26 protein-coding genes are annotated in these 25,180 nt (G+C 51.9%); 19 read left to right on the top strand and 7 right to left on the bottom strand.

Annotated elements, in window-relative coordinates; all coding sequences use genetic code 11:
• Positions 1 to 141: 141 nt before the first annotated feature.
• Entirely contained in the window at positions 142 to 1,041 is a 900-nt protein-coding gene (locus ACLJRS_RS09840; RefSeq protein WP_001078198.1) for an AraC family transcriptional regulator, read from the top strand.
• A 63-nt stretch (positions 1,042 to 1,104) separates the two neighbouring features.
• On the opposite strand, the gene yghB is transcribed toward ACLJRS_RS09840, so the two are convergent.
• Positions 1,105 to 1,764 (bottom strand): DedA family general envelope maintenance protein YghB, encoded by a 660-nt coding sequence (yghB, locus tag ACLJRS_RS09835; RefSeq protein ID WP_000268445.1) that lies wholly within the window; start codon positions 1,762 to 1,764, stop codon positions 1,105 to 1,107.
• A gap of 139 nt (positions 1,765 to 1,903) precedes the next feature.
• Complete coding sequence (gene metC, locus ACLJRS_RS09830) at positions 1,904 to 3,091, bottom strand: cystathionine beta-lyase (RefSeq protein ID WP_000130262.1); 1,188 nt, start codon at positions 3,089 to 3,091, stop codon at positions 1,904 to 1,906.
• Between the two features lie 251 nt (positions 3,092 to 3,342).
• Between metC and exbB the strand changes: the two genes are divergently transcribed.
• Positions 3,343 to 4,077, top strand: a complete 735-nt coding sequence (exbB, locus tag ACLJRS_RS09825) for a tol-pal system-associated acyl-CoA thioesterase (protein ID WP_000527859.1) — start codon at positions 3,343 to 3,345, stop codon at positions 4,075 to 4,077.
• Between the two features lie 6 nt (positions 4,078 to 4,083).
• Positions 4,084 to 4,509 carry a TonB system transport protein ExbD gene (gene exbD, locus ACLJRS_RS09820; RefSeq protein ID WP_001251476.1) on the top strand — a complete coding sequence of 142 codons (426 nt, stop codon included), beginning with the start codon at positions 4,084 to 4,086 and terminating at the stop codon, positions 4,507 to 4,509.
• A gap of 113 nt (positions 4,510 to 4,622) precedes the next feature.
• Here the strand turns inward: exbD and ACLJRS_RS09815 are convergent, their stop codons facing one another.
• From ACLJRS_RS09815 to ACLJRS_RS09805, 3 genes are all read right to left on the bottom strand, one after another.
• Positions 4,623 to 5,507, bottom strand: a complete 885-nt coding sequence (locus tag ACLJRS_RS09815; RefSeq protein ID WP_000019032.1) for an SDR family oxidoreductase — start codon at positions 5,505 to 5,507, stop codon at positions 4,623 to 4,625.
• Positions 5,508 to 5,630: 123 nt separating this feature from the next.
• Positions 5,631 to 6,035, bottom strand: a complete 405-nt coding sequence (locus tag ACLJRS_RS09810) for a hypothetical protein (RefSeq protein WP_000665657.1) — start codon at positions 6,033 to 6,035, stop codon at positions 5,631 to 5,633.
• Positions 6,022 to 6,432 carry a hypothetical protein gene (locus ACLJRS_RS09805; RefSeq protein ID WP_000936445.1) on the bottom strand — a complete coding sequence of 137 codons (411 nt, stop codon included), beginning with the start codon at positions 6,430 to 6,432 and terminating at the stop codon, positions 6,022 to 6,024. Before ACLJRS_RS09805 ends, ACLJRS_RS09810 begins: the two co-directional genes overlap by 14 nt.
• A 103-nt stretch (positions 6,433 to 6,535) precedes the next feature.
• Here ACLJRS_RS09805 and ACLJRS_RS09800 point away from each other — a divergent pair, with 103 nt between their 5' ends.
• The 14 genes from ACLJRS_RS09800 (at position 6,536) to ACLJRS_RS09735 (ending at position 18,723) form a co-directional block, all read left to right on the top strand.
• The gene (locus tag ACLJRS_RS09800) at positions 6,536 to 7,039 is read left to right on the top strand and encodes an ESA_00282 family adhesion-associated protein (RefSeq protein ID WP_001673723.1); all 504 of its coding nucleotides are present in this window, start codon (positions 6,536 to 6,538) and stop codon (positions 7,037 to 7,039) included.
• Between the two features lie 279 nt (positions 7,040 to 7,318).
• Positions 7,319 to 7,813: a TIGR00645 family protein gene (locus ACLJRS_RS09795; protein ID WP_000439335.1), complete on the top strand. Its 495-nt coding sequence runs from the start codon at positions 7,319 to 7,321 to the stop codon at positions 7,811 to 7,813.
• Between the two features lie 306 nt (positions 7,814 to 8,119).
• The gene (locus ACLJRS_RS09790; protein ID WP_001238437.1) at positions 8,120 to 9,763 is read left to right on the top strand and encodes a methyl-accepting chemotaxis protein; all 1,644 of its coding nucleotides are present in this window, start codon (positions 8,120 to 8,122) and stop codon (positions 9,761 to 9,763) included.
• 84 nt (positions 9,764 to 9,847) lie between these two features.
• Entirely contained in the window at positions 9,848 to 10,135 is a 288-nt protein-coding gene (locus ACLJRS_RS09785) for a DUF2623 family protein (RefSeq protein ID WP_001059119.1), read from the top strand.
• 189 nt (positions 10,136 to 10,324) lie between these two features.
• Complete coding sequence (hybO, locus tag ACLJRS_RS09780) at positions 10,325 to 11,443, top strand: hydrogenase 2 small subunit (protein WP_000145429.1); 1,119 nt, start codon at positions 10,325 to 10,327, stop codon at positions 11,441 to 11,443.
• 2 nt (positions 11,444 to 11,445) lie between these two features.
• Positions 11,446 to 12,432, top strand: a complete 987-nt coding sequence (hybA, locus tag ACLJRS_RS09775) for a hydrogenase 2 operon protein HybA (RefSeq protein ID WP_001081721.1) — start codon at positions 11,446 to 11,448, stop codon at positions 12,430 to 12,432.
• The gene (hybB, locus tag ACLJRS_RS09770) at positions 12,422 to 13,600 is read left to right on the top strand and encodes a Ni/Fe-hydrogenase cytochrome b subunit (protein ID WP_000017678.1); all 1,179 of its coding nucleotides are present in this window, start codon (positions 12,422 to 12,424) and stop codon (positions 13,598 to 13,600) included. The genes hybA and hybB overlap by 11 nt, the downstream gene beginning before the upstream one ends.
• Complete coding sequence (gene hybC, locus ACLJRS_RS09765; protein WP_000083044.1) at positions 13,597 to 15,300, top strand: hydrogenase 2 large subunit; 1,704 nt, start codon at positions 13,597 to 13,599, stop codon at positions 15,298 to 15,300. The genes hybB and hybC overlap by 4 nt, the downstream gene beginning before the upstream one ends.
• Positions 15,300 to 15,794: a HyaD/HybD family hydrogenase maturation endopeptidase gene (locus ACLJRS_RS09760; RefSeq protein WP_001221960.1), complete on the top strand. Its 495-nt coding sequence runs from the start codon at positions 15,300 to 15,302 to the stop codon at positions 15,792 to 15,794. The genes hybC and ACLJRS_RS09760 overlap by 1 nt, the downstream gene beginning before the upstream one ends.
• A complete protein-coding gene (gene hybE, locus ACLJRS_RS09755; protein ID WP_000004953.1) occupies positions 15,787 to 16,275 on the top strand; it encodes a hydrogenase-2 assembly chaperone in 489 nt (162 codons plus the stop codon). The genes ACLJRS_RS09760 and hybE overlap by 8 nt, the downstream gene beginning before the upstream one ends.
• A complete protein-coding gene (gene hypA / locus ACLJRS_RS09750; protein WP_000544946.1) occupies positions 16,268 to 16,609 on the top strand; it encodes a hydrogenase maturation nickel metallochaperone HypA in 342 nt (113 codons plus the stop codon). The genes hybE and hypA overlap by 8 nt, the downstream gene beginning before the upstream one ends.
• Positions 16,610 to 16,636: 27 nt before the next feature.
• Positions 16,637 to 16,885, top strand: coding sequence for a hydrogenase maturation factor HybG (hybG, locus tag ACLJRS_RS09745; protein ID WP_000334889.1), 249 nt, complete (start codon positions 16,637 to 16,639; stop codon positions 16,883 to 16,885).
• A gap of 75 nt (positions 16,886 to 16,960) precedes the next feature.
• Positions 16,961 to 18,013, top strand: coding sequence for an ABC transporter substrate-binding protein (locus ACLJRS_RS09740; RefSeq protein ID WP_001032005.1), 1,053 nt, complete (start codon positions 16,961 to 16,963; stop codon positions 18,011 to 18,013).
• Entirely contained in the window at positions 18,013 to 18,723 is a 711-nt protein-coding gene (locus ACLJRS_RS09735; protein ID WP_001626693.1) for a molybdate ABC transporter substrate-binding protein, read from the top strand. The genes ACLJRS_RS09740 and ACLJRS_RS09735 overlap by 1 nt, the downstream gene beginning before the upstream one ends.
• A 67-nt stretch (positions 18,724 to 18,790) precedes the next feature.
• Here the strand turns inward: ACLJRS_RS09735 and yghU are convergent, their stop codons facing one another.
• Entirely contained in the window at positions 18,791 to 19,657 is an 867-nt protein-coding gene (yghU, locus tag ACLJRS_RS09730; RefSeq protein ID WP_000774862.1) for a glutathione-dependent disulfide-bond oxidoreductase, read from the bottom strand.
• Positions 19,658 to 19,883: 226 nt separating this feature from the next.
• Between yghU and gss the strand changes: the two genes are divergently transcribed.
• The gene (gss, locus tag ACLJRS_RS09725; RefSeq protein ID WP_000033685.1) at positions 19,884 to 21,740 is read left to right on the top strand and encodes a bifunctional glutathionylspermidine amidase/synthase; all 1,857 of its coding nucleotides are present in this window, start codon (positions 19,884 to 19,886) and stop codon (positions 21,738 to 21,740) included.
• A 669-nt stretch (positions 21,741 to 22,409) separates the two neighbouring features.
• On the top strand, positions 22,410 to 23,468 hold the full coding sequence (locus tag ACLJRS_RS09720; RefSeq protein WP_000475246.1) for a methyl-accepting chemotaxis protein: 1,059 nt from the start codon (positions 22,410 to 22,412) through the stop codon (positions 23,466 to 23,468).
• Positions 23,469 to 23,767: 299 nt separating this feature from the next.
• Here the strand turns inward: ACLJRS_RS09720 and uxaC are convergent, their stop codons facing one another.
• On the bottom strand, positions 23,768 to 25,180 hold the full coding sequence (uxaC, locus tag ACLJRS_RS09715) for a glucuronate isomerase (RefSeq protein WP_410957789.1): 1,413 nt from the start codon (positions 25,178 to 25,180) through the stop codon (positions 23,768 to 23,770).

Below are 25,180 nucleotides of genomic sequence, written 5' to 3'. Positions count from 1 at the left end.
GGTCATCATTGTGGTCTTGTGAGGGATGTCTCTCAATGCACATTTCTGCCAATGTTTTGCCTATTTCTCCAGAATGCTGGAGAAAATCGCTAAAAATGCGCACAATCCAGCGGAGTGGATTTGATGAAAAAATGGCGCGTTATGAATCGTGAAGCAATTTGCTTACAGTTGGCGGATAAAATTAATCATTTAAAAAATAATGATAAAATAATCAGCGAGCGGCTGGCGGGCATTCGTCTGTTGTATGGTGTTGAACCGGGACCGCGCACGCCGGTCATGTATCAGCCTGGCATCATATTTCTCTTTTCCGGCCATAAAATTGGCTATATTAACAAGCGCAAGTTTCGTTATGACGCTAATGAATATCTCTTACTGACCGTGCCGCTCCCTTTTGAATGCGAGACTTGGGCGACGCCGGAGGTACCGCTGGCCGGCATTCGGCTCGACATTGATGTACTGCAACTGCAAGAGTTGCTCATGGACATTGGCGAAGATGAGCGTTTCCAGTTGCCGATGGCGGCCAGTGGGATTAACTCCGCCACGCTGTCGGACGAGATTTTATGCGCGGTGGAAAGATTACTGGATGTGATGGAGCGCCCGCTGGATGCGCGGATTCTGGGAAAACAAATTATTCGCGAAATTCTTTATCATGTGCTGATGGGGCCGCGCGGCGGGGCGCTGCTTGCGCTGGTTAGTCGCCAGACGCACTTTAGCCTGATCAGTCGCGTACTTAAACAGATCGAAATGAAATACACCGAGAACCTGAATGTTGAGCAACTGGCGGCAGAAGCGAACATGAGCGTGTCGGCGTTTCACCATAATTTTAAGGCGGTCACCAGCACCTCGCCGTTGCAGTATTTAAAAAGCTACCGACTGCATAAAGCGCGGATGATGATGATTCACGATGGTATGAAGGCCAGCGCCGCGGCGATGCGGGTCGGCTATGAGAGCGCATCGCAGTTTAGCCGGGAGTTTAAACGTTATTTTGGCGTTACGCCGGGCGAAGATGCGGCAAGAATGCGGACAATGCAAGGGAGCTAAGTGGGGCATCCCGCCACGGGTCAACGAAGCGTAACCGGGCCATCCTGGCCGATTATGGATACGTCAGGCGTTACAGTATTTCTTTTTAATCACCACGACCAGCGTACCTAACAGCCCGGCAACCAGTAGCGCGACGGGAAGGATCATTAAAAATGTCATTACCTGGTCTTCATGGCGCTTAACAAACGGGATCATACTGAGCGCGTAGCCGAAGCTGGTCACGACAGTCACCCACAGCAGGCCGCTTAACCAGTTAAAAAACTGAAACCGGCGGTTGGACAGGCCGGAAATGCCCGCCATTGTTGGCAGCAGAGTGCGGACAAACGCCAGAAAGCGCCCGGCAAGCAATGCTAACAAACCGTGACGGTCAAACATGCAGGTGGCGCGCTGATGATATTTTGCCGGAAGCTGCGCCAGCCAGCCTTTGACGGTACGCGTATTACCGAGCCAGCGTCCCTGGATATAACTTAGCCAGCAGCCGAGACTGGCCGCGGCGGTGAGAATGCCAATCGTCGGCAAAAAATGCATCACATCCTGGGCGATCAACGCGCCTGCCAGTAGCAGCAGACTATCGCCAGGTAAGAATGACGCTGGCAGCAGACCGTTTTCTAAAAATAGCGTGGCGAACATGACCAAGTAGACGACGCTAACAACGTGTGGATTCGCCAGCGCGGCAAAATCATGTTGCCAGAGCGCAGCGATAATATCTTGAATGACAGCCATGAACTTTCCTGTGGAACAGCATTTATGCTTTTATTCGCCTATTGTACTCCTGAATCGTCCGGGATGCCTTGATCCCGGACGCAACAAACGCAGACTTTTCCACGGAAATTGTCTGCATATATGTCCATCCCCGGCAACTTTACACAATTCTGGCGAAGCCGGCGGCTAAATCAGCGATCAAATCATCAACACTCTCTAAACCAATATGCACCCGAACCAGCGTACCGGTAAAATCTACGCCGCCTGCGGGACGAATCGCGGCGATCTGTTCCGGCTGATTAGCAATAATCAGCGATTCGTAGCCTCCCCAGGAGTAGGCCATACTGAACAGCGAAAAGTTATCCAGATAGGCTGATAATTCTGCCTCGGTCAGCTTTTTATTGAGCACAAAGGAGAACAGGCCGCTGCTACCTGTAAAGTCTCGTTTCCAGAACGCATGACCTTTGCTACCCGGCAGGGCCGGATGATTAACGCGCGCGACCTGAGGATGGTTCGCCAGCCATGCGGCGATTTTGAGGCTGCTTTCTTGATGCTGGCGCAGTCGGACACCGAGTGTGCGCAGACCGCGGCTGGTCATATAAGCCGTGTCGGCGTCGAGCATTTGCCCCATCAGATAGGCGTTTTCCCGCAATTGTTCCCAGCAGCGCGCATTTGCAACGGCAGTCCCGACCATCGCATCAGAATGACCAATCAGATACTTAGTGCCCGCCTGGATAGAGATATCAATATCGAATTCCAGAGCTTTGAACAGAACGCCAGCCGCCCAGGTATTATCAATCATGATGACGGCTTCTGGCGCGACGCGTCTGACCGCACTAACAATGCTCGGAATATCATGTACTTCCATGGTAATAGAACCGGGGGATTCCAGAAATACGACTTTCGTGTTCGGCTGAATATGTTGCGTGATATCAGCGCCGATGAGCGGGTCGAACCAGCTTGTCGTCACGCCCAGTTTGCCGAGAATTTTGCTGCAGAAATCCTGGCTGGGTTCATAAGCTGTGTTGGTCATCAGGATGTGGTCGCCCTGCTCAACGAATGCCAGAATGGTGTTGGCGACCGCCGCCGCGCCGCACGGGAAGAGCGCGCATCCGGCGCCGCCTTCCAGTTCACACATGGCTTCCTGGAGCGAAAAGTGGGTCAGCGTTCCCCGGCGTCCGTAAAATAATTCGCCGTTGGCGAGATTGCGGGTAGCGTGTTTTTTGGCCTCGACGGTGTCAAACACCAGTGAAGAAGCGCGTTGAATCACACTATTCACTGAGCCAAGCGTGTATTTTTTGCTGCGTCCTGCGTTTACCAGTTTGGTATCCAACTGTTTATCCGTCATGTTGCGTTTCCTGATTTTAACCGTCTGGATGTCTAAACTAGCATGAATATAACCATCTGCACCCTGGCGACGTGTGATACAGATGAAAATTTTGCCAAAATAAAAACAGGTGGCTTTTTTAATGCGTAAGCGCAAAGAAAAAGCAGTAAAGGTGCGGCAGTATGTAAATAGTAATGAGAACGACTATCAATTCGACGTTGTTTTGATATTATTATGCTCAGATTTTGTGATTTGCGTCCTGGAGATACAGAGTGGGTAATAATTTGATGCAGACGGATCTTTCCGTCTGGGGCATGTATCAGCACGCCGATATTGTCGTGAAGTGCGTGATGATTGGTTTGATTCTGGCGTCAGTCGTCACCTGGGCTATCTTCTTCAGTAAAAGCGTTGAATTTTTCACTCAAAAGCGCCGCTTAAAGCGCGAACAACTGCAATTAGCCGATGCGCGCTCTTTAGATCAGGCTTCCGACATTGCGGCAGGTTTCAGCGCAAAAAGCCTCAGCGCACAGCTCATCAATGAAGCGCAGAATGAACTGGAACTCTCTCAGGGCAGCGAAGATAACGAAGGGATTAAAGAACGTACCGGCTTCCGTCTGGAACGTCGCGTCGCAGCGGTGGGCCGCTACATGGGACGAGGCAACGGTTATCTGGCGACGATCGGCGCCATTTCCCCCTTCGTCGGGTTGTTTGGCACCGTATGGGGCATTATGAATAGCTTCATCGGTATTGCGCAAACGCAGACCACCAACCTGGCGGTGGTTGCTCCTGGTATTGCGGAAGCGCTGCTGGCGACGGCGATTGGGCTGGTAGCCGCGATCCCGGCGGTCGTCATTTACAACATCTTCGCACGTCAGATAGGCAGTTACAAAGCGACGCTGGGCGACGTGGCGGCGCAGGTATTGCTGCTGCAAAGCCGCGATCTTGATCTGAATGCGAGCGCCAGTGCGCAGCCGGTACGCGCCGCGCAGAAATTACGGGTAGGGTAATGCGTCATGGCAATGCGTCTTAACGAGAACCTGGATGACAACGGCGAAATGCATGAAATCAACGTGACGCCGTTTATCGATGTCATGTTGGTTCTGCTGATTATCTTTATGGTGGCTGCGCCGCTGGCGACGGTGGACGTCAAGGTGAATCTGCCCGCTTCTACCAGTACGCCACAGCCGCGTCCGGAAAAACCGGTTTATCTGTCGGTGAAAGCGGATAACACCATGTTTATCGGTAACGATCCGGTGACGGATGATACGATGATTGCCGAGCTAACGGCCCTGACGGAAGGGAAAAAGGATACTACGATTTTCTTCCGTGCGGATAAAACCGTAGAGTATGAAACCCTGATGAAAGTGATGGATATGCTGCATCAGGCGGGCTATCTCAAGATTGGTTTGGTCGGCGAAGAGACCGCGAAAGCGAAATAAATATTCTGCTGATACTGTAGGCCGGGTAAGGCGAAGTCGCCACCCGGCTTTTTTTATTGCCTAAGATGGCGCCTTGCTTAACAGAATTGCGCCACCTTAATCGACTTCATGCGTTAGCCTAAATGTTCCCCGCCGCACACGCCGTGCACTTCTGCGGTAACGTAACTTGATTCCTGGCTTGCCAGATAGACATACACCGGCGCCAGCTCTGCCGGTTGACCGGCCCGCTTCATTGGCGTCTGCTGGCCAAACTGCGGAATTTTATCCTGTGTTTGGCCGCCGGAAATTTGCAGCGCTGTCCAGATAGGGCCAGGCGCGACAATATTCACGCGAATTCCTTTTTCCGCCACCTGTTTCGCCAGGCCGCGGCTGTAATTAAGGATTGCCGCCTTGGTTGCCGCATAATCCAGCAGGTGCGGACTGGGCTGATACGCCTGGATAGACGACGTTGTGATAATACTGGCGCCTTTTGGCAGCAGCGGAATCGCTTCCTGGGTTATCCAGAACAGGGCAAAAACGTTAACGGCGAAGGTTTGCTGAAATTGCTCGCTGGTCAGATCTTTTATCTCCGGGATTGCCGTCTGTTTACCGGCTACCAGCGCCAGAATGTCCAGCCCGCCCAGCGCTTCACGCGCCTTATGGACCAGCGAACGGGCGAAAGATTCGTCGCTAAGATCGCCTGGCAATAACACCGCTTTACGGCCGCACTCCTCAATCAGCGCTTTAACCTGCTGAGCGTCCTCTTCTTCCGCTGGCAGGTAGTTGATCGCGACATCTGCGCCTTCACGCGCGTAAGCGATAGCGGCAGCGCGCCCAATCCCGGAGTCGCCCCCTGTCACCAGCGCCTTACGATCTTTAAGGCGACCACTGCCGACATAACTTTTTTCACCACAGTCAGGAACAGGCGTCATTTTCGCCTGGACGCCGGGCGCCGGCTGTTTTTGCTTAGGATACTCGCCGGTGTAATACTGCGTGGTAGGGTCGTATAGATGAGACATTGAGCTTCTCCCTTCAGGTTGAACACCCTTTAAGCGTAGACACTTTTACTACCGTAAGAGGGAGAATCAGAACGATCCTTATGCTTCACCCGTATTCACAACAGAGTTAACTAGCCATGAAGGTTATTTTTCTTGCCGTGCGACGGTGGTGACGTTGCGCGTCCGGTAGTCGCCATCGGAAAGCTTACGCGTCAGACGTAGGGTTGCCGTCTCGCGAGCCAGCAGATGCTGCCAGTCACTTTCAAGACGAGACATAATTTTGTCTCGTAATTCAGGATGCTGCTCGATAATGGCATTGATGGTCGCGCCATAAATCTCCTCTTTGACCTGTAACGCATACATCTCCCGTCGGTTTTGCCACTTCAGGCGTACTAACGCCGCCGGTATGGATACCACCTCCTGAGTTACCTTTTCCAGGGTGGCATTTTTACTGGCGATTAGCGCTGCAAGATTTTGCTTTAAGATAAATTCATCACTTTTATGGTTGTCTAAAGCCAAATAAACGTTATTGTCTTCAACTTCTTTCATCTTTATGTTCCAGTGAATAAAATAGCGGCATATCGGTTTCGCGAGTGATTAAATTAAGCCAAATGGCATTGCCTTTTTCATTTATCATTGCGGTTTTATCCGCCAGTATTTTACTTAGCGTTTGGGCATCAATATCGCCTTCTGCCTGTAGTGCGTTTATCAGGCGGGCAAACGTTTCAATTTTAGCCACACAATACAGACGTTCTTTAATATGACGGTCGCGTTCTTCAAATAATACGTTTCTGTGTTGCCCGGCAGCGTTAGCGCTAATTAAAATATCGGGCTCGTAATCGCTGAGTTTTGTCTTTCCCTTAGGCAAATTTTTACTGTTTTCTGTGGCCTCAGGGGGCGGCGATGACAGGCGAAAATGAGAGGAAACCAGATGCTCAGGAAGCATGACTAAATATCCTTTACGATCAGTGGTATACTATTTTTAATAGTGTAGGTTTCGTTGACAATAACATGGCGTAATTTTAAAATCAAAAAAAATGGAGCCTGCTATGAACAGTATTTTTTATTCTGTTATTATATTGCTATTACTGACCGGCGCGATACTCTTCCTGATGTGGGAGGTTAATAAAAAACGTCCTGGTGGAAAAGTCATAAATTTAAATCAAACTGAACCCACGACAAAGGAAGAGGGCGAAGATCATTTCTCAGTATTAATGAATTCGATAACGCCGGTATGGTACTGGCGCGTTAACCATGAATATATCGATTTCCTTCATGCAACGATAAAACGAATGACAATGACTGAGTTGAATGAAACGCCTGGATTATTTGACGCACAGCGTCGTTGCAGCGACCTTAACTCTGCCGTTTATAAGTATTACGACAATATTAAGAAGCGTTGTCTGAACGGAGAAAAGGTGCCGTATTCGGATTTGGACGTCCTTAATTTACGCCAGTGTTTTCGCGAGTTCAGTCTTGAAGCCTACCCGGCATTGGTCGCGCTGGTATGGCCGGAATATCAGCGCCCGCAGGTTAACCCGGATGAGATTTAGAGCCTATCCCATTAGGGCTATTTTACTTGCCATTTTGGACCTGGGCAGTGCTCGCCAAAACGCGTTAGCGTTTTGAACGCCGCTAGCGGCGGCCCGAAGGGCGAGCGTAGCGAGTCAAACCTCACGTACTACGTGTACGCTCCGGTTTTTGCGCGCTGTCCGTGTCCAAACTGGCTGCGCCAATAACGCCTGGTGGGATAGGCTCTTAACTGGCATGTTGATCTGATGTTGCATGGTTGAGATATACTGTTGCTGGTTTTAGTTACCTGACAGGTCCCTATGGAACGCTTTCTTGAAAATGTAATGTATGCGTCTCGCTGGCTGCTCGCGCCGGTGTATTTTGGCCTCTCTTTGGCGCTGATCGCTTTAGCGCTAAAATTTTTCCAGGAAATTCTACACGTTCTGCCGAACGTTTTTGCCCTGGCGGAGGCCGATCTGATCCTGGTGCTGTTATCGCTGGTTGATATGACGCTGGTTGGCGGATTGCTGGTAATGGTCATGTTCTCCGGGTATGAGAATTTTGTCTCTCAGCTGGATATCTCTGCGGGCAAGGAGAAGCTGAACTGGCTGGGGAAAATGGATGCGACGTCGCTAAAAAATAAGGTGGCGGCATCGATAGTCGCTATCTCTTCCATTCACCTGTTACGCGTGTTTATGGACGCGAAAAACGTCCCGGATAACAAATTAATGTGGTATGTCATCATCCATCTGACCTTTGTCCTGTCGGCGTTTGTGATGGGCTATCTGGACAGATTGACGCGGCATAACCATTGAGCCGCCGTCAACGGCGGGGCAGTCGGGCAAAGGATGCTGAGCCCGGCTGTAAAACAGCGCTTCTTTAACGGTGGATAACCGTCTCCCTGCAGCCTTACGCAATATTTTTACTACATCTATTCATTTACTCAGTAATAACACTGAAAGATTTTCTCTGCGTTCACAGATATATAACATCTGCGGGTACGTAAACGGCGGTAACTGTAAAAAAATGGAGAATGCATTATATATTCTCCGCGCCTTGCCGATAACGAGAGTGCGTCATCGTCTGATGACTAATCTCTTATATTCAGCAAGGAAATTCATATGCGTTTGCTGCAAAACTTTACTATTCGTATGGTCATGCTGACGATACTGGGACTTTTTTGTCTACTCTGGTCGGGGGTGGGGTTATACAGCGTCCATGCTTTATCCGAAGTTTCGGAAGGAAATGATATTGACCGGCATCTTGTGCGGCAAATGACGGTGCTAAGCCAGGGTAACGATCAATATTTCCGCTTTGTTACCCGCCTTAGCCGCGCGATGGATGTAAAAATCGGCGGCGGCACGCCCGATTTTGCGCCCGCCCGGCAGTCGCTCGAGAATATGCGTCAGAAGCTGGAGGAGATGAAAGCGCTATCGCCAGGGCCGATGAACCCTGATATCTCAAGGGAGGTCTTGTCCAACTGGCAGGCCTTGCTGGAGAAAGGCGTCGTTCCTCAAATGCAACTGGCGCAGCAAGGATCGCTGACCGCCTGGAGCGAACATGCCAGTACGGTCACGCCCGCACTCAGTCGCGCGTTCGGCGCCAGCGCGGAACGGTTTAGTCATGAAGCTGGCACCATGCTGGATAACACACGTGTGATGGTCGATGGTAAAACCTATACCATCCGCATCCTGCTTATCACGGCGGTGATTCTGGGCATTGCTATCCTGATTTTTACCGATCGCTATCTGGTTGCAATGATGGTGAAACCGCTGGAGCGCATCCGTCAGCAGTTTCAGCGCATCGCGCAAGGCGATCTTAGCCAGCCGATTGAAGCGTTGGGGCGTAACTGCGTAGGCCGGTTGGTGCCGCTACTGCGCGCGATGCAGGACAGTTTACGCGAAGCCGTGAGTACGATCCGCGCCGGAAGCGACAATATCTGGCGCGGCGCGACGGAAATTTCTACCGGTAATAACGATCTCTCTTCCCGAACGGAAGAACAGGCCGCCGCGCTGGAAGAAACTGCCGCCAGCATGGAACAGCTTACCGCAACGGTGAAAATGAACGCCGAACACGCCCGCCAGGCGAGTCAGCTTGCGGATGCCGCCTCGCTAACGGCAGGAAAAGGCGGTGAACTGGTTTCCGATGTGGTAGAAACAATGAACGGTATTTCCGCCAGTTCGCAGCAGATCGCCGAAATTACTACCGTGATTAATAGTATTGCTTTCCAGACCAATATTCTGGCCTTGAACGCAGCGGTAGAAGCGGCCAGAGCGGGCGAGCAGGGACGCGGCTTCGCGGTGGTCGCCGGTGAGGTACGTAACCTGGCCAGCCGCAGCGCGGGGGCGGCGAAAGAAATTGAAGCCTTAATTGGCGAATCGGTACGTCGCGTAGCGCAGGGCGCGCAGTTGGTCCAGGAGACCGGCGCGACGATGGACGCCATCCTGCGCGGCGTCACGGAAGTGACGACGATTATGAAACAGATCGCGTCCGCCTCCGAAGAACAGAGTAAAGGTATTTCTCAGGTTGGCGTGGCGATCACGCAAATGGATAGCGTTACGCAACAAAACGCCGCGCTGGTTGAGCAGGTTTCCGCGGCGGCGGCGGCGCTGGAACGGCAGACGGAGGATTTGCAACGCTCCGTACAGCAGTTCCGGCTTTCCGCTAGTGAGCCGCAACAACGCGTAACGGCGAAAGCGGCGCCTGGCGTTCAGAGAATGGCGTCGGCTCCCGCACAGTCTACTGATGAATGGGTTTCCTTCTGATGTGAAGCAAAAAAGCGCGTAATGCGCTGGCCTTCATTTAATTAGTCGCTATATAATTTATTATATAGCGACTAAGGAGGTCAGATGAATAATCATTTTGGGAAAGGGTTAATGGCCGGGTTGCACGCGCCATATGCATATAGCGCGCATCATGCGGTGAATTTCTGTTCTGAGTATAAACGTGGCTTTGTATTGGGTTTTACACACCGTATGTTCGAAAAGACCGGCGATCGTCAACTTAGCGCGTGGGAGGCTGGAATTCTGACGCGTCGCTATGGTCTGGATAAAGAAATGGTGATGGATTTCTTTAAAGAGAATCATTCCGGGATGGCGGTTCGCTTCTTTATGGCCGGTTATCGACTCGAAGGTTGATCCAACAGGGGTATTATCTTGCTTTAATTAATTACACTATCGCCTCTTCCCTTCGTTTTACTGTTCCGTCGAAGTATTATGGCGCACATAACCATAAAAAAAGTGTGGTAAATGGCGTACCGATCGCAATAACTTCTTCGCGAACAGTGCAAAATAAAAGCCAGGTCTTCGTAACGGAATAACTATAAAATGACTGGAGATAATACTCTCATCACTTCTCACGGCATTAACCGTCGTGATTTCATGAAGCTTTGTGCAGCACTGGCCGCTACTATGGGGCTCAGTAGCAAAGCCGCCGCAGAAATGGCAGAATCGGTATCCAATCCACAGCGTCCGCCCGTTATCTGGATTGGCGCTCAGGAGTGTACCGGTTGTACCGAATCACTGCTTCGTGCTACACACCCAACCGTTGAAAACCTCGTTCTGGAGACCATCTCTCTGGAATACCACGAGGTGCTTTCCGCCGCATTCGGTCACCAGGTCGAAGAAAACAAACATAACGCTCTGGAGAAGTATAAAGGGCAATATGTTCTGGTGGTGGATGGTTCTATCCCACTAAAAGATAACGGTATCTACTGCATGGTTGCCGGCGAGCCGATCGTGGATCACATCCGCAAAGCCGCTGATGGCGCAGCCGCGATTATCGCTATCGGTTCCTGCTCGGCATGGGGCGGCGTTGCTGCGGCTGGCGTAAACCCAACCGGCGCTGTCAGTCTGCAGGAAGTCTTACCGGGCAAAACGGTTATCAATATTCCAGGTTGTCCGCCAAACCCGCATAACTTCCTGGCGACCGTCGCGCATATCATCACTTACGGCACGCCGCCGAAGCTGGATGCGAAAAATCGTCCAACCTTTGCCTATGGCCGTCTGATTCATGAGCATTGCGAACGTCGTCCACACTTCGACGCAGGCCGTTTTGCCAAAGAATTTGGCGACGAAGGCCACCGTCAGGGCTGGTGTCTCTACCATCTTGGCTGTAAAGGGCCGGAAACCTGGGGCAACTGTTCTACGTTACAGTTCTGTGACGTTGGCGGCGTCTGGCCAGTGGCGATCGGTCATCCTTGCTATGGCTGTAACGAAGAAGGTATCGGCTTCCATAAGGGCATTCACCAGCTTGCTCATGTCGAAAACCAAACTCCGCGTTCAGAGAAACCTGACGTCAATATGAAAGAAGGCGGCAATATCTCTGCGGGCGCTGTCGGTCTGCTTGGCGGCGTAGTCGGTCTGGTTGCCGGCGTCAGCGTGATGGCGGTACGTGAACTGGGGCGTCAGCAAAAGAAAGATAACGCTGACTCACGGGGAGAATAACCGTGAACAGACGTGACTTTATTAAAGCAGCCTCCGGTGGAGCATTGCTGTTGGGCGCCGCGCCGTCTGTCAGCCATGCGGCTGCAGAAAACCGTCCGCCGATTCCAGGTTCGCTGGGTATGCTGTATGACTCCACTCTGTGCGTGGGCTGTCAGGCCTGCGTCACAAAGTGTCAGGATATCAACTTCCCGGCGCGTAACCCGGAAGGGGAGCAGACCTGGTCGAACAACGACAAGCTGTCGCCGTATACCAATAACATTATTCAGGTATGGCGTAGCGGTACGGGCGTGAACAAAGATCAGGAAGAGAACGGCTATGCCTACATCAAGAAACAGTGTATGCACTGCGTCGATCCTAACTGCGTTTCCGTTTGCCCGGTGTCGGCGCTGAAAAAAGATCCGAAAACCGGCATCGTCCACTATGACAAAGATGTCTGCACCGGCTGCCGTTACTGTATGGTTGCCTGCCCGTACAACGTACCTAAGTACGACTACAACAACCCGTTTGGCGCGCTTCACAAGTGTGAGTTGTGTAACCAGAAAGGCGTTGAGCGTCTGGATAAAGGCGGTTTGCCTGGGTGTGTGGAAGTTTGTCCGGCAGGGGCCGTCATTTTCGGTACTCGTGAAGAGCTGATGGCGGAAGCGAAAAAACGTCTGGCCCTCAAACCAGGCAGTGAATATCACTATCCGCGCCAGACGTTGAAAACGGACGACACCTATCTGCATACGGTGCCTAAATACTACCCACACCTCTACGGTGAAAAAGAGGGCGGTGGTACTCAGGTGCTGGTGCTGACAGGCGTTCCTTATGAAGATCTGGATCTGCCGAAGCTGGATGACCTTTCAACCGGAGCGCGCTCCGAGCATGTTCAACACACGCTTTATAAAGGCATGATACTACCCCTGGCTGCGCTGGCGGGCTTAACCGTGCTGGTTCGTCGTAATAGCAAAAACGACCATCACGATGGAGGAGACGATCATGAGTCATGATCCAAAACCGCTGGGCGGAAAAATCATCAGTAAACCGGTCATTATTTTTGGACCGTTAATCGTCCTGTGTATGCTCCTTATCGTGAAGCGTCTGGTCTTCGGGTTGGGCTCCGTTTCCGACCTGAACGGCGGTTTCCCGTGGGGCGTCTGGATTGCCTTTGACCTGTTGATCGGCACCGGCTTTGCCTGCGGCGGTTGGGCGTTGGCATGGGCGGTGTATGTCTTTAACCGTGGGCAATACCATCCGTTGGTGCGCCCGGCGTTGCTGGCAAGCTTGTTTGGTTACTCGCTGGGCGGCCTGTCGATCACTATCGACGTCGGTCGTTACTGGAACCTGCCGTACTTCTACATTCCAGGTCACTTCAACGTGAACTCGGTACTGTTTGAGACGGCGGTCTGTATGACCATCTACATCGGCGTGATGGCGCTGGAGTTTGCGCCTGCCCTGTTTGAACGTCTGGGCTGGAAAGTGTCGCTCAAGCGTCTGAATAAGGTGATGTTCTTTATTATCGCGCTGGGCGCGCTGCTGCCGACGATGCACCAGTCCTCAATGGGGTCATTGATGATCTCGGCGGGCTATAAAGTGCATCCGCTATGGCAAAGCTATGAAATGCTGCCGCTGTTCTCGGTTCTGACCGCGTTTATCATGGGCTTCTCCATTGTCATATTTGAGGGTTCGCTGGTTCAGGCAGGCCTGAAAGGAAACGGTCCGGATGAGAAAAATTTGTTTGTTAAGCTGACGAATACCATCAGCGTGCTGCTGGCGATTTTCGTCGTCCTGCGCTTTGGCGAACTGATTTATCGCGACAAGCTGTCCTATGCGTTTGCCGGCGATTTTTACTCCGCTATGTTCTGGATTGAAGTCGTCCTGATGGTCTTCCCGTTAGTGGTGCTGCGTGTGGCGAAACTGCGTAATGACTCTCGTATGCTGTACCTGTCGGCGCTGAGCGCGCTGTTGGGCTGCGCGACGTGGCGTCTGACCTATTCGCTGGTGGCATTCAACCCGGGTGGCGGCTACCACTACTTCCCAACCTGGGAAGAATTGTTGATTTCTATTGGTTTTGTGGCCATTGAGATTTGTGCATACATCGTACTCATTCGTCTACTGCCGATACTTCCTCCTTTAAAACAAAACGATCATAATCGTCATGAGGCGAGCAAAGCATGAGCCAGAGAATTACTATTGATCCGGTAACCCGTATTGAGGGTCATTTACGCATTGACTGCGAAATTGAGAACGGCGTCGTATCCAAAGCATGGGCGTCCGGCACCATGTGGCGCGGTATGGAAGAGATCGTGAAGAACCGCGATCCGCGCGATGCGTGGATGATTGTGCAGCGTATTTGCGGCGTTTGTACGACAACTCACGCGATCTCCTCCGTTCGTGCGGCGGAAAGCGCGCTGAATATTGATGTTCCCGTCAACGCGCAGTATATCCGTAATATTATTCTGGCGGCGCATACCACCCATGACCACATTGTCCATTTCTACCAGCTCTCTGCGCTGGACTGGGTGGACATTACCTCTGCGCTGAAAGCCGATCCGGAAAAAGCCTCCGCGATGCTGGATGGTGTGTCGAGCTGGCACCTGAACAGCGCGCAAGAGTTCACGAAAGTTCAGAACAAGATCAAGGATCTTGTCGCCAGCGGTCAGTTAGGTATTTTCGCCAACGGCTACTGGGGGCACCCGGCAATGCAGTTACCGCCGGAGGTCAACCTGATTGCGGTCGCTCACTATCTGCAGGCGCTGGAATGTCAGCGTGACGCTAACCGCGTGGTGGCGTTGCTGGGCGGTAAATCGCCGCATATCCAGAACCTGGCGGTCGGTGGGGTGGCGAACCCGATCAATCTCGACAGCATCGGTACGTTGAACCTTGAACGCCTGATGTACATCAAATCGTTTATTGATAAGCTGAGCGATTTTGTCGAGCAGGTGTATAAAGTGGATACCGCAGTCATCGCGGCCTACTATCCGGAATGGCTGGAGCGTGGCAAAGGCGCGGTGAACTACCTGAGCGCGCCGGAATTCCCGACCGACGGTAAAAACGGCAGTTTCCTGTTCCCGGGCGGTTACATTACCAATGCCGATCTGTCGACATACCGTCCGATCACCTCTCACTCCGACGAGTTCCTGATTAAAGGTATTCAGGAGAGCGCGAAGCACGCCTGGTACAAAGATGAAGCGCCGCAGGCGCCGTGGGAAGGCACTACGATCCCGGCTTACGACGGTTGGTCGGATGACGGTAAATACTCATGGGTCAAGTCGCCGACATTCTACGGCAAAACCGTCGAAGTCGGGCCGCTGGCGAACATGCTGTGTAAACTGGCTGCAGGTCGTGAATCCACGCAGACCAAGCTCAATGAAATCATTGCGCTTTATCAGAAGCTGACCGGCAAAACGCTGGAAATGGCGCAACTTCACTCTACGCTGGGTCGTATCATCGGGCGTACCGTTCACTGTTGTGAACTGCAAAACATATTGCAGGATCAATACAACGCGCTGATTGTAAATATCGGCAAAGGCGATTACACCACGTTTGTGAAGCCGAACATTCCGGCGACGGGCGAGTTCAAAGGCGTGGGCTTCCTGGAGGCGCCGCGCGGTATGCTGTCTCACTGGATGGTGATTAAAGACGGTATTATCAGTAACTATCAGGCAGTGGTGCCATCGACCTGGAACTCAGGTCCGCGTAACTTCAACGATGACGTGGGGCCGTACGAACAGTCGCTGGTCGGTACGCCGATCGCCGATCCGGCGAAGCCGCTGGAAGTGGTACGTACCATCCACTCCTTCGACCCTTGCATGGCGTGCGCGGTACACGTGGTGGACGCCGATGGCAATGAAGTGGTCTCGGTGAAGGTTTTGTAATGCGGATATTAGTCTTAGGGGTCGGCAATATTTTGCTGACCGATGAAGCCATCGGGGTGCGTATTGTTGAAGCGTTAGAGCAACGATACACCCTGCCGGATTTCGTTGAGATTCTGGATGGCGGTACGGCGGGAATGGAACTTCTTGGCGATATGGCGAATCGTGATCATTTGATCATTGCCGACGCCATCGTGTCGAAAAAGAACGCGCCGGGAACCATTATGGTACTGCGCGACGATGAAGTTCCGGCGCTGTTCACCAACAAAATCTCCCCCCATCAGCTTGGACTGGCCGACGTATTGTCGGCCCTCCGCTTTACCGGCGAGTTTCCGAAGAAACTGACCCTGGTTGGCGTTATTCCACAGTCGCTGGAACCGCACATCGGCTTAACGCCAACCGTCGAGGCGATGATTGAGCCTGCGCTTGAGCAGGTTCTTGCTGCGCTGCGTGAATCCGGCGTCGAAGCAATTCCTAAGGAGACGGCGCATGTCTGAAACGTTTTCCGGATTCGACACGGCGCCCGTCGCCCGGGTTCAGGCGGCGTTTGAAGAGATAGCCCATCGTTCGATGCACGATCTTTCGTTTCTGCATCCGACTATGCCAGTGCATGTCTCTGATTTTACGTTATTTGAAGGACAATGGACGGGCACGGTAATTACGCCGTGGATGTTAAGCGCATTAATCTTCCCTGGCCCGGACCAGATCTGGCCCAGGCGTACCGTCGGTGAAAAACTCGGTCTGCAACTGCCTTATGGCACGATGACCTTTACCGTTGGCGAACTGGAAGGCGTTTCGCAATATCTTGCCTGCTCGTTGATGTCGCCGCTTTCCCGTAGCCTGTCGCCGGAAGAGGGCGTCCGGCTGGCGGATGACTGCGCGCGGATGCTGTTATCTCTGCCGGTAAGCAATCCTGATGCGCCGCAGACAAGCCGGCGTGCGTTGCTGTTTGGCCGTCGGAGCTGTGAGAATGCATGAGCTGTCTCTTTGCCAAAGCGCCGTTGAAATTATTCAGCAGCAGGCAGAACAGCACGGCGTGGCGCGCGTCACCGGCGTATGGCTGGAGATAGGCGCGCTTTCGTGCGTTGAAGAGCGCGCGGTTCGTTTCAGTTTTGATATCGCCTGCCAGGGGACTTTAGCGCAAGGGTGCGAATTGCACATCGACTACAGACCGGCCCAGGCCTGGTGCTGGGATTGCAGTCAGGTGGTGGAAATTCTCAGGCATGACGCGCAATGTCCGCGTTGTCATGGCGATCGCCTGCGGGTGGATACCGGCGATTCGTTGAAAGTAAAGAGTATTGAGGTCGAATAACCCGCATTTTATTTCAGGTGGTTAATTATGTGTATTGGCGTCCCCGGTCAGGTGCTGGCCGTCGGAGATGATATTCACCAGCTTGCGCAGGTGGAAGTGTGTGGCATCAAACGTGATGTCAATATTGCTCTGATTTGTGAAGGTAAGCCAGCCGATCTGGTAGGGCAATGGGTATTGGTACACGTTGGTTTTGCGATGAGCATCATTGACGAAGACGAAGCGAAAGCCACGTTAGATGCGCTGCGCCGCATGGAGTACGACATCACCAGCGCGTGATCCCTTAATCACCTCTATTATATCGCTCTATAATCGCTGTATAATTATTTATATATCGATTGTGGGGCGAAACCTATGAATAAATTTTTGCGCCAGCTCTCTCTGCTGGCGTTGCTTTTTTGCTGGCCGTTAATGTCACAGGCGGCGCGTACTTTTACCGATCAAATTGGCCGCCAGGTCACGGTTCCGGACACCGTCGACAGAGTGGTGGTGCTCCAGCATCAAACGCTCAATCTCCTTGTACAGATGAATGCCACTGACAAAATCGTTGGGGTCATGGCGAACTGGAAACAGCAATTAGGCGACGGCTATGCGCGTCTGGCGCCGGAACTGGCGCAAAAAGCCTCGCTGGGCGATCTAACGCACGTTGATCTTGAAAAACTGGTGGCGCTGCACCCGCAGGTGGTGTTTGTCACGAATTACGCTCCGCAGGAGATGATCGACAAGATCAGCCGTCTTGGCATTCCGGTGGTGGCGATTTCGCTGCGCCATGATATTGCTGGCGAGCAGGCTAAAATGAACCCGACCCTGGCCGATGAAGAGCAGGCTTATAATCGCGGGCTGCGTGAAGGAATAACGCTGATTGGCGATATCGTCAATAAACCGCAGGAGGCGAAAGCGCTGATTGAGGCGATGGATAAAGGTCGCAAGATGGTCAGCGACCGTTTGCAGTCGGTTCCTGAAAATGAGCGAGTTCGCGCCTATATGGCGAATCCGGAGTTGACCACCTACGGTTCCGGTAAATATACCGGTCTGATGATGGCCCATGCGGGGGCGCTGAATGTAGCGGCATCCTCGGTGAAAGGCTTTAAGCAGGTGACAATGGAGCAGGTGATCGCCTGGGATCCGCAGGTGATCTTTGTCCAGAATCGCTATCCAAAGGTCGTCAATGAGATCCTGCACAATCCCCAGTGGCAGGTCATTGACGCGGTGAAGCATCATCGGGTTTACCTGATGCCGGATTATGCCAAAGCCTGGGGATATCCGATGCCGGAGGCGGTGGGAATCGGCGAACTGTGGATGGCGAAAAAACTCTATCCGCAAAAATTCCACGATATTGACATGCAAAAGGCCGCTAACGACTGGTATCAACGTTTTTACCGTACTGACTATCAGGGCGTACAGTGATGCGAATACTGGCAGCGGGGAGCTTGCGCGTCGTCTGGCCGCAGCTAATGACGGCGTTTCAGGCGGATGCGGTATGTGATTTCGGTCCGGCGGGGCTGTTACGTGAACGCATCGAAGCGGGCGAAGCGTGCGACTTTTTTGCTTCGGCGAACCTGGCGCATCCGCAGGCGCTGCTGGAAAGCGGGCGGGCGCTGCGGGTCGCGCCTTTTACGACGAACCGTTTGTGTCTGAGCGTGCGGGCACAGGCGATGCGTGAAGGCGAGGACTGGCTGTCGCTATTAACCCGGCGGGATCTGCGGATCGGCACCTCAACAGCAGGTTGCGATCCTTCCGGCGATTATACGCAGCAGCTTTTTTCGCGGATGGGCAAGGAGGGCGAAGCGGTCCGAAAACGCGCGGTAGCGCTGGTTGGCGGCAGGCAGACTTTGCCGTTACCGGCGGGCCGGCTGGCTGCGGAATGGCTCATCAATCATGATTACACCGATATCTTTATCGGCTATGCCAGCTATGCTCCCAGGCTACGGCAGGTTAATTCGCTGCGAGTGGTTGATATCCCGGAACCTTATAATCCCGTGGCTGAATATGGCTTTGCCTGCCTGAGCGAGCAGGGAAAAACGCTTGCCGACTTTTTACTGTCAGCACGGGCGAGGTTGATTCTCATGCAACATGGGTTTAGTGAAGCGCCGAATATGACACACTCGCAGAACTGATAAGCGAAGCGTCAGCAGGGAATACCATGCCGGATGACGACATTACTACCTCATCCGGCATCATGGTTTAACTTTGACGTTTATCTTCGGTATTGTTTTCGAAGTCGCTGGCGTCATGGCGTTCGTGAAGCTGTTCGTTCAATGGGCCGTTGGTCCGGTTGACAATGCGCCCCCGCTTTACCGCCGGACGTTCGGCTACCTGCTTCGCCCAGCGTTGTACGTTTTGATAACTTCCGGCATCCAGAAACTCCGCTGCATCATAGACATTCCCCAGCACCACGTTGCCGAACCACGGCCAGATGGCCATATCGGCAATAGTGTACTCTTCTCCCGCGACATACGGGTGGTGAGCTAACTGCTTATCCAGCACGTCCAGCAGACGCTTGGCTTCCATGGTGAAGCGATTAATGGCGTACTCAATTTTTACCGGCGCATAATGATAGAAGTGACCGAAACCGCCGCCGAGGAACGGCGCCGCGCCCTGTAGCCAGAACAACCAGTTAAGGGTTTCTGTGCGCTTAGCCAGATCCTGCGGCAGGAAATGGCCAAACTTATCCGCCAGATAAACAAGAATTGCGCCCGACTCAAAAACCCGAATCGGCGGGTTGTGTGAGTTATCGCGCAGCGCCGGAATTTTTGAGTTCGGATTGATGTCAACAAAGCCGCTGGAGAACTGATCGCCCTCGCCGATGCGAATCAACCAGGCGTCATATTCGGCGCCGGTCACGCCCAGCGCCAGGAGTTCTTCCAGCATAATGGTCACTTTCTGGCCGTTAGGCGTCCCCAGCGAATAAAGCTGTAACGGATGTTTGCCGACGGGCAGCGTTTTGTCGTGCGTCGGGCCGGAAACCGGGCGATTAATGTTAGCGAACGCGCCGCTGCCGGATTTATCCCACGTCCAGACTTTTGCGGGTTGATAAGTATTATCTGCCATATTGACCTGCCTTCACAGTGGTGGTGTTGAAGCAGTGTAGCAGCTTGCTAACCGGACATTTAACCGATTGGGACATTCCGACGAGTGAAATTTTAACCTTCTGGCCTCAGTGTGCCTTATTGAGGTGTATGATTATGTCGACCTCTGTCCGGTTAGTGTCACAGAGCAGACAATCAGAGCGAAATCACGCCAGGCTGCTCAGGCGGTCTTGTTTTGAGGTAAGTGCATGAGCAAAGGAACCACCAGTCAGGATGCCCCCTTCGGGACATTATTGGGTTACGCCCCCGGCGGCGTAGCGATCTACTCTTCAGATTACAATTCCCTCGATCCGTGGGACGACGACGACGCAGCTTTTCGTAGCTACATCGACGATGAATACATGGGGCATAAATGGCAGTGCGTGGAATTTGCCCGCCGTTTTCTCTTTCTGAATTATGGCGTTGTTTTTACTGACGTCGGCATGGCCTGGGAAATCTTCTCGCTGCGTTTTCTGCGCGAGGTCGTGAATGATAATATTTTGCCTTTGCAGGCCTTCCCGAACGGTTCGCCGCGCGCGCCGGAGGCCGGGGCGCTGCTCATCTGGCAAAAGGGCGGCGAGTTTAACGAAACCGGGCACGTTGCGATTATCACCCAGCTCCTGGATAACAAAATTCGTATTGCTGAGCAAAACGTTATCCACACGCCATTGCCGCCAGGGCAGCAGTGGACTCGCGAACTGGAAATGGTTGTAGAAAACGGGTGTTACACCCTGCGCGACACCTTTGATGACACGACGATTTTAGGCTGGATGATCCAGACCGACGACACGCAATACAGTTTGTCACAGCCTGACATCGCGAATCAGTCGCTGGCGATTCGCGGCGCAAGACTGCCAGAGAAAGGTCAGTTTGACGGTCCGTGGCTGGATGAGCGCGATCCGTTACAAAAAGCCTATGTGCAGGCGAACGGACACGTTATCAATCAGGACCCGTACCAGTATTTTACCATCACCGAGAGCGCTGAACAGGAGCTTATCAAAGCGACCAATGAGTTGCATTTGATGTACCTGCACGCCACGGACAAAGTTTTAAAAGACGATAATCTGCTGGCGCTATTCGATATCCCCAAAATTCTTTGGCCGCGTCTGCGCCTCTCCTGGCAGCGCCGTCGTCACCATATGATCACCGGTCGTATGGATTTCTGCATGGATGAACGCGGGCTGAAAGTCTATGAATACAATGCCGATTCCGCATCATGCCATACCGAAGCGGGATTAATTCTCGAAAAATGGGCTGAGCAGGGCTATACCGGTAAAGGGCATAACCCGGCGGAGGGCTTAATTAACGAGCTGGCAGGCGCCTGGAAACACAGTAAAGCGCGTCCTTTCGTCCATATCATGCAGGATGATGATATCGAGGAGGACTATCACGCGCAGTTTATGCAGCAGGCGCTGCATCAGGCCGGTTTCGCGAGCAAAATTCTCCGCGGGCTGGGCGAGTTGCGCTGGGATGACGCCGGGCAGTTGATCGATGGCGACGGACGGCTGGTGAATTGTGTCTGGAAAACCTGGGCGTGGGAAACGGCGATGGAGCAGATACGCGAAGTCAGCGAGACGGAGTATGCCGCAGTGCCTATTCGTACCGGGCACCCGGAAAATGAAGTCCGGCTGATTGATGTATTACTGCGCCCGGAAGTGTTGGTGTTTGAACCGCTGTGGACGGTGATCCCGGGTAACAAAGCGATCCTGCCCATCCTGTGGTCGCTCTTCCCGCATCATCGCTATTTGCTCGACACGGATTTTACCGTTAACGATGAGCTGGTGCAGACCGGCTATGCGGTAAAACCGATTGCCGGACGTTGCGGTAGTAATATTGATTTGGTGAGCCATCAGGAAGAGCTCCTGGATAAAACCAGCGGCAAGTTCGCCACGCAGAAAAATATCTATCAGCAGTTGTGGTGCCTGCCGAAGGTCGCCGGGAAGTATATTCAGGTCTGTACGTTTACCGTGGGCGGTAACTACGGCGGTACGTGCCTGCGCGGCGATGATTCATTAGTCATTAAAAAAGAGAGCGATATTGAACCGTTAATCGTCATCAAAGCGTAACGGGGTCATTCTCGTCGGGATATCGGCGTGGGTGCCGATATCCCGCCTGTTGTGTTTACCAGCGAACGGCTGTCAGCCTGCCATTTACTGGTAACATATGAGAAATAATATCACAAATTATTCTTAACTTTTCTGACGCAGGCGGTGACGCTCGCCGCGTTGGCGCACTCGTTTCCTGATTTTCGTCTAATTGGTACTTTTTGCGGCTGGTTACGCCGCCCCCCTCCCTTTGGATTTAGGTCATGCCTGTTTGGTTGGTAAACGGACAGCATAATATATTGACGAGTTCAAATGACATTATTAGTCATATAAAAAGTTTACGTTAGGTTATTTTTCTATTGCAAAAGTTTGCGTTTAAACCCTGTCTGCAATCTTCGGGCTGAGATATAGATACACCTAAGTAAATGCAGTTAATTATTATTCAACTATTATTGTCAGCCTTGTAAATAATATTTCCGTATAAAGTGAAGCGACTTCCATTATGACTATTAATAGTATTGTTGAATAGTTTACTCTGTAATTATTTAAGTTTAGTGGACGTTTTGTCTTATTCTGGTGAACGTATGGTTATGGCAGATGACAGCCGATTTTTCATTATGTTAGCATGAGTTGATAATACTTTATCCAGGCATAGATCAGGATGTCCACATATAATAAGGAGAATGGTATATGTTTAAAAAAGTATTAGGCTTGCGCCACTGGAATAATAATGTTGTAAAAATACCGCCGCCAGCAGCAGAATCTGGCGCTAATGCATCTGACGTGGTGGTGGATACTCCTGAGCCTTATGAGCGGATACTGTGTCAAAAAATTCTGATGGGGATCTCGACGATCGATATCATTCGTAATGCCATCATTAAGTCCTGTGAGCAGCTCAACATTGAAAAAGAACGCATTAATGAACTTAACGAACAGAATGATAAAGCCAGAAGTTCATTAAAATCGCTCGTGGAATTTATCACCGAAATTGGCACGACTTCATCGGATATTGGCTGTCGTATGGGCGACTTAAATACCTCCTTAACGCAAATTAATGCGTGTATTAAAGAGATACAGAAGATCGCTAACCAGACCAATTTGATAGCGATTAACTCCGCGATCGAGGCCGCGCGCGTAGGGGATGCCGGGCGTGGCTTTAGCGTTATTTCGAAAGAAGTGAAAAACCTGTCCGAAGATGTTAAACACAGTTCGAAAAGCGTCAGTACGTTAACCTCTGTAATCAAAGATAATACGGCCAGAGTGAGTGAGGTGCTGGATAACCAACAGCCGGTTATTGATAATATTACGACTAACATAAATCAAATTGTGGAGTCTATTGGCATCGTCATCGATAAATCGCTGAGCATGAAATCGGTCATGCAGTACATCTCTACGGTGCAGTTTTTGAATATTGTCAAAGTTGACCATGTTATCTGGAAAATGGAAGTCTACAAATTACTCTTAAATAAAGACATAAACAGTAAAATAACGATGCACGATCAGTGTCGGCTGGGGAAATGGTACTACGGTTTTGAAGGGCAGCAGTTTAGCAATTACTACAGTTTCCGTAGTCTGGAAGCGCCGCATAAAGAGGTGCATACCGCTGGTCACTCTGCGCTGAACTATTTTGCCGCAGGCGATATGAATGCGATGTCGCAAGAACTCGACAGAATGGAGCGCTCCAGTAATGAGGTGGTTAACCAGCTGGAAATGCTGGCTGTCGATTTATTAAAAGAAACCACACTGTGAGGTCATGAGTTATTACCGTATAACCAACAGGAGCCATCATCAACAGGACTGATGTATCACACTTTCTGCACTGGAGTTATTCCGGACAGAGAAAAAAAGCATGACGCAGAAGATGGCTGTGTTTGTTTACCCGAATCACTTACCTTAGTAAGTGATTCGGGATTAATCAGCAACCTCTTTGCTTTTTATCGGCGGCCAGACTTTGGCTGGAAAAGTGCGTTACTGCTAAATTTCTCACTCTCTTACCGCCTTCCTGCCCCTCGAAATACCTGAAACCTGTGCTCACAGATTAATAGCGATTATTTAATCGTGAAATAACGCTGGGCATTATTGAAGCAGATATCCTGAACCATACGGCTTAGCATCGCTTCATCATCAGGAATCTCTCCGTCCTGCGCCCACTGTCCCAGCAGGTTACAGAGAATACGCCGGAAATATTCATGTCGCGTATAAGAAAGGAAACTGCGGGAGTCGGTCAGCATCCCGACAAACTGACTTAACAGTCCCATTTGCGACAGTTGCTCCAGTTGGCGCAGCATCCCGTCTTTCTGATCGTTAAACCACCAGCCGGAACCGAACTGCACTTTTCCGGCAATTCCCGGCCCCTGGAAGTTACCGATCATGGTCGCCAGGACTTCGTTATCACGTGGGTTCAGGCAATAGAGGATAGTCTTGGGCAGTTCATTGGTCACATCCATACTGTCGAGCAAACGGGAGAGCGCCCAGCTAATGTTATTATCGCCAATAGAGTCAAAGCCGGTATCCGGCCCGAGCAGGCGGAACATACGGGTATTATTGTTACGGATCGCGCCAATATGTAGCTGCATCACCCAGCCGCGCGCGGCGTACTGACGGCCCAGCCAGACCAGCACCGCCGTGGTAAACTGGGCGATCTCAAGTTCGCTCAACGTTTCGCCTGCCAGACGTTTGCCCAGAATGGCGTCAAGCTGCGCGTCGTCGGGCACCGGCGCAAATCGCAGCGTTTCAATGCCATGATCGGACGCGCGGCAGCCGCAGGCGGCGAAATGGTCGAGGCGGCGAGTGAGCGCCTGACGTAAATCGTCGAAACGGGTAATGCTGACATCTGCCGCCGCTTCCAGTTTCCCCAGGTAATCGACAAAGCCGTCCAGTTCGATTTTGAAAACTTTGTCGGGGCGCCAGCTTGGCGCGACTTCAATATCAATGCTGTCGTCGGCGGCTATCTGGCGGTGATATTCCAGAGAATCTATAGGGTCGTCGGTGGTTCCGACCATCCGCACATTCATCTGCTGCATAATACCGCGCGCGGAAAAGGCCGGCGTCGCCAGTTTCTCATTACACTGCGTCCAGATACTTTCCGCGTTATCCGGTCCGAACAGCGTACCTGTAATGCCAAATGGACGGCGTAGTTCAAGGTGCGTCCAGTGATACAGCGGATTGCCCAGCGTTTTTGGAACGGTATTGGCCCAGGCCATATATTTTTCATAATCGCTGGTCTCTTTGCCGGTGATCAGCGACTCATCCACGCCTGCGCTTCGTAGCGCTCGCCATTTATAGTGGTCGCCTTCCAGCCAGATCTGACCGAGGTTATCGAAACGGCGATCGTCGGCGATTTCCTGCGGACTTAAATGGCAGTGGAAGTCATAAATCGGCATGGGCGCGGCGTATTTATGGTACAGCGTGCGGGCAATGTCGTTTTTAAGTAGAAAATCTTCAGTCATAAACGTAGCCAT

The organism is Salmonella sp. SAL00670, assembly GCF_046552235.1.
GTDB classification, from domain to species: Bacteria; Pseudomonadota; Gammaproteobacteria; order Enterobacterales; family Enterobacteriaceae; genus Salmonella; species Salmonella enterica.
Note: the sequence above shows the minus strand (reverse complement) of the source record. Positions and strands in the feature narration are given on the sequence as shown.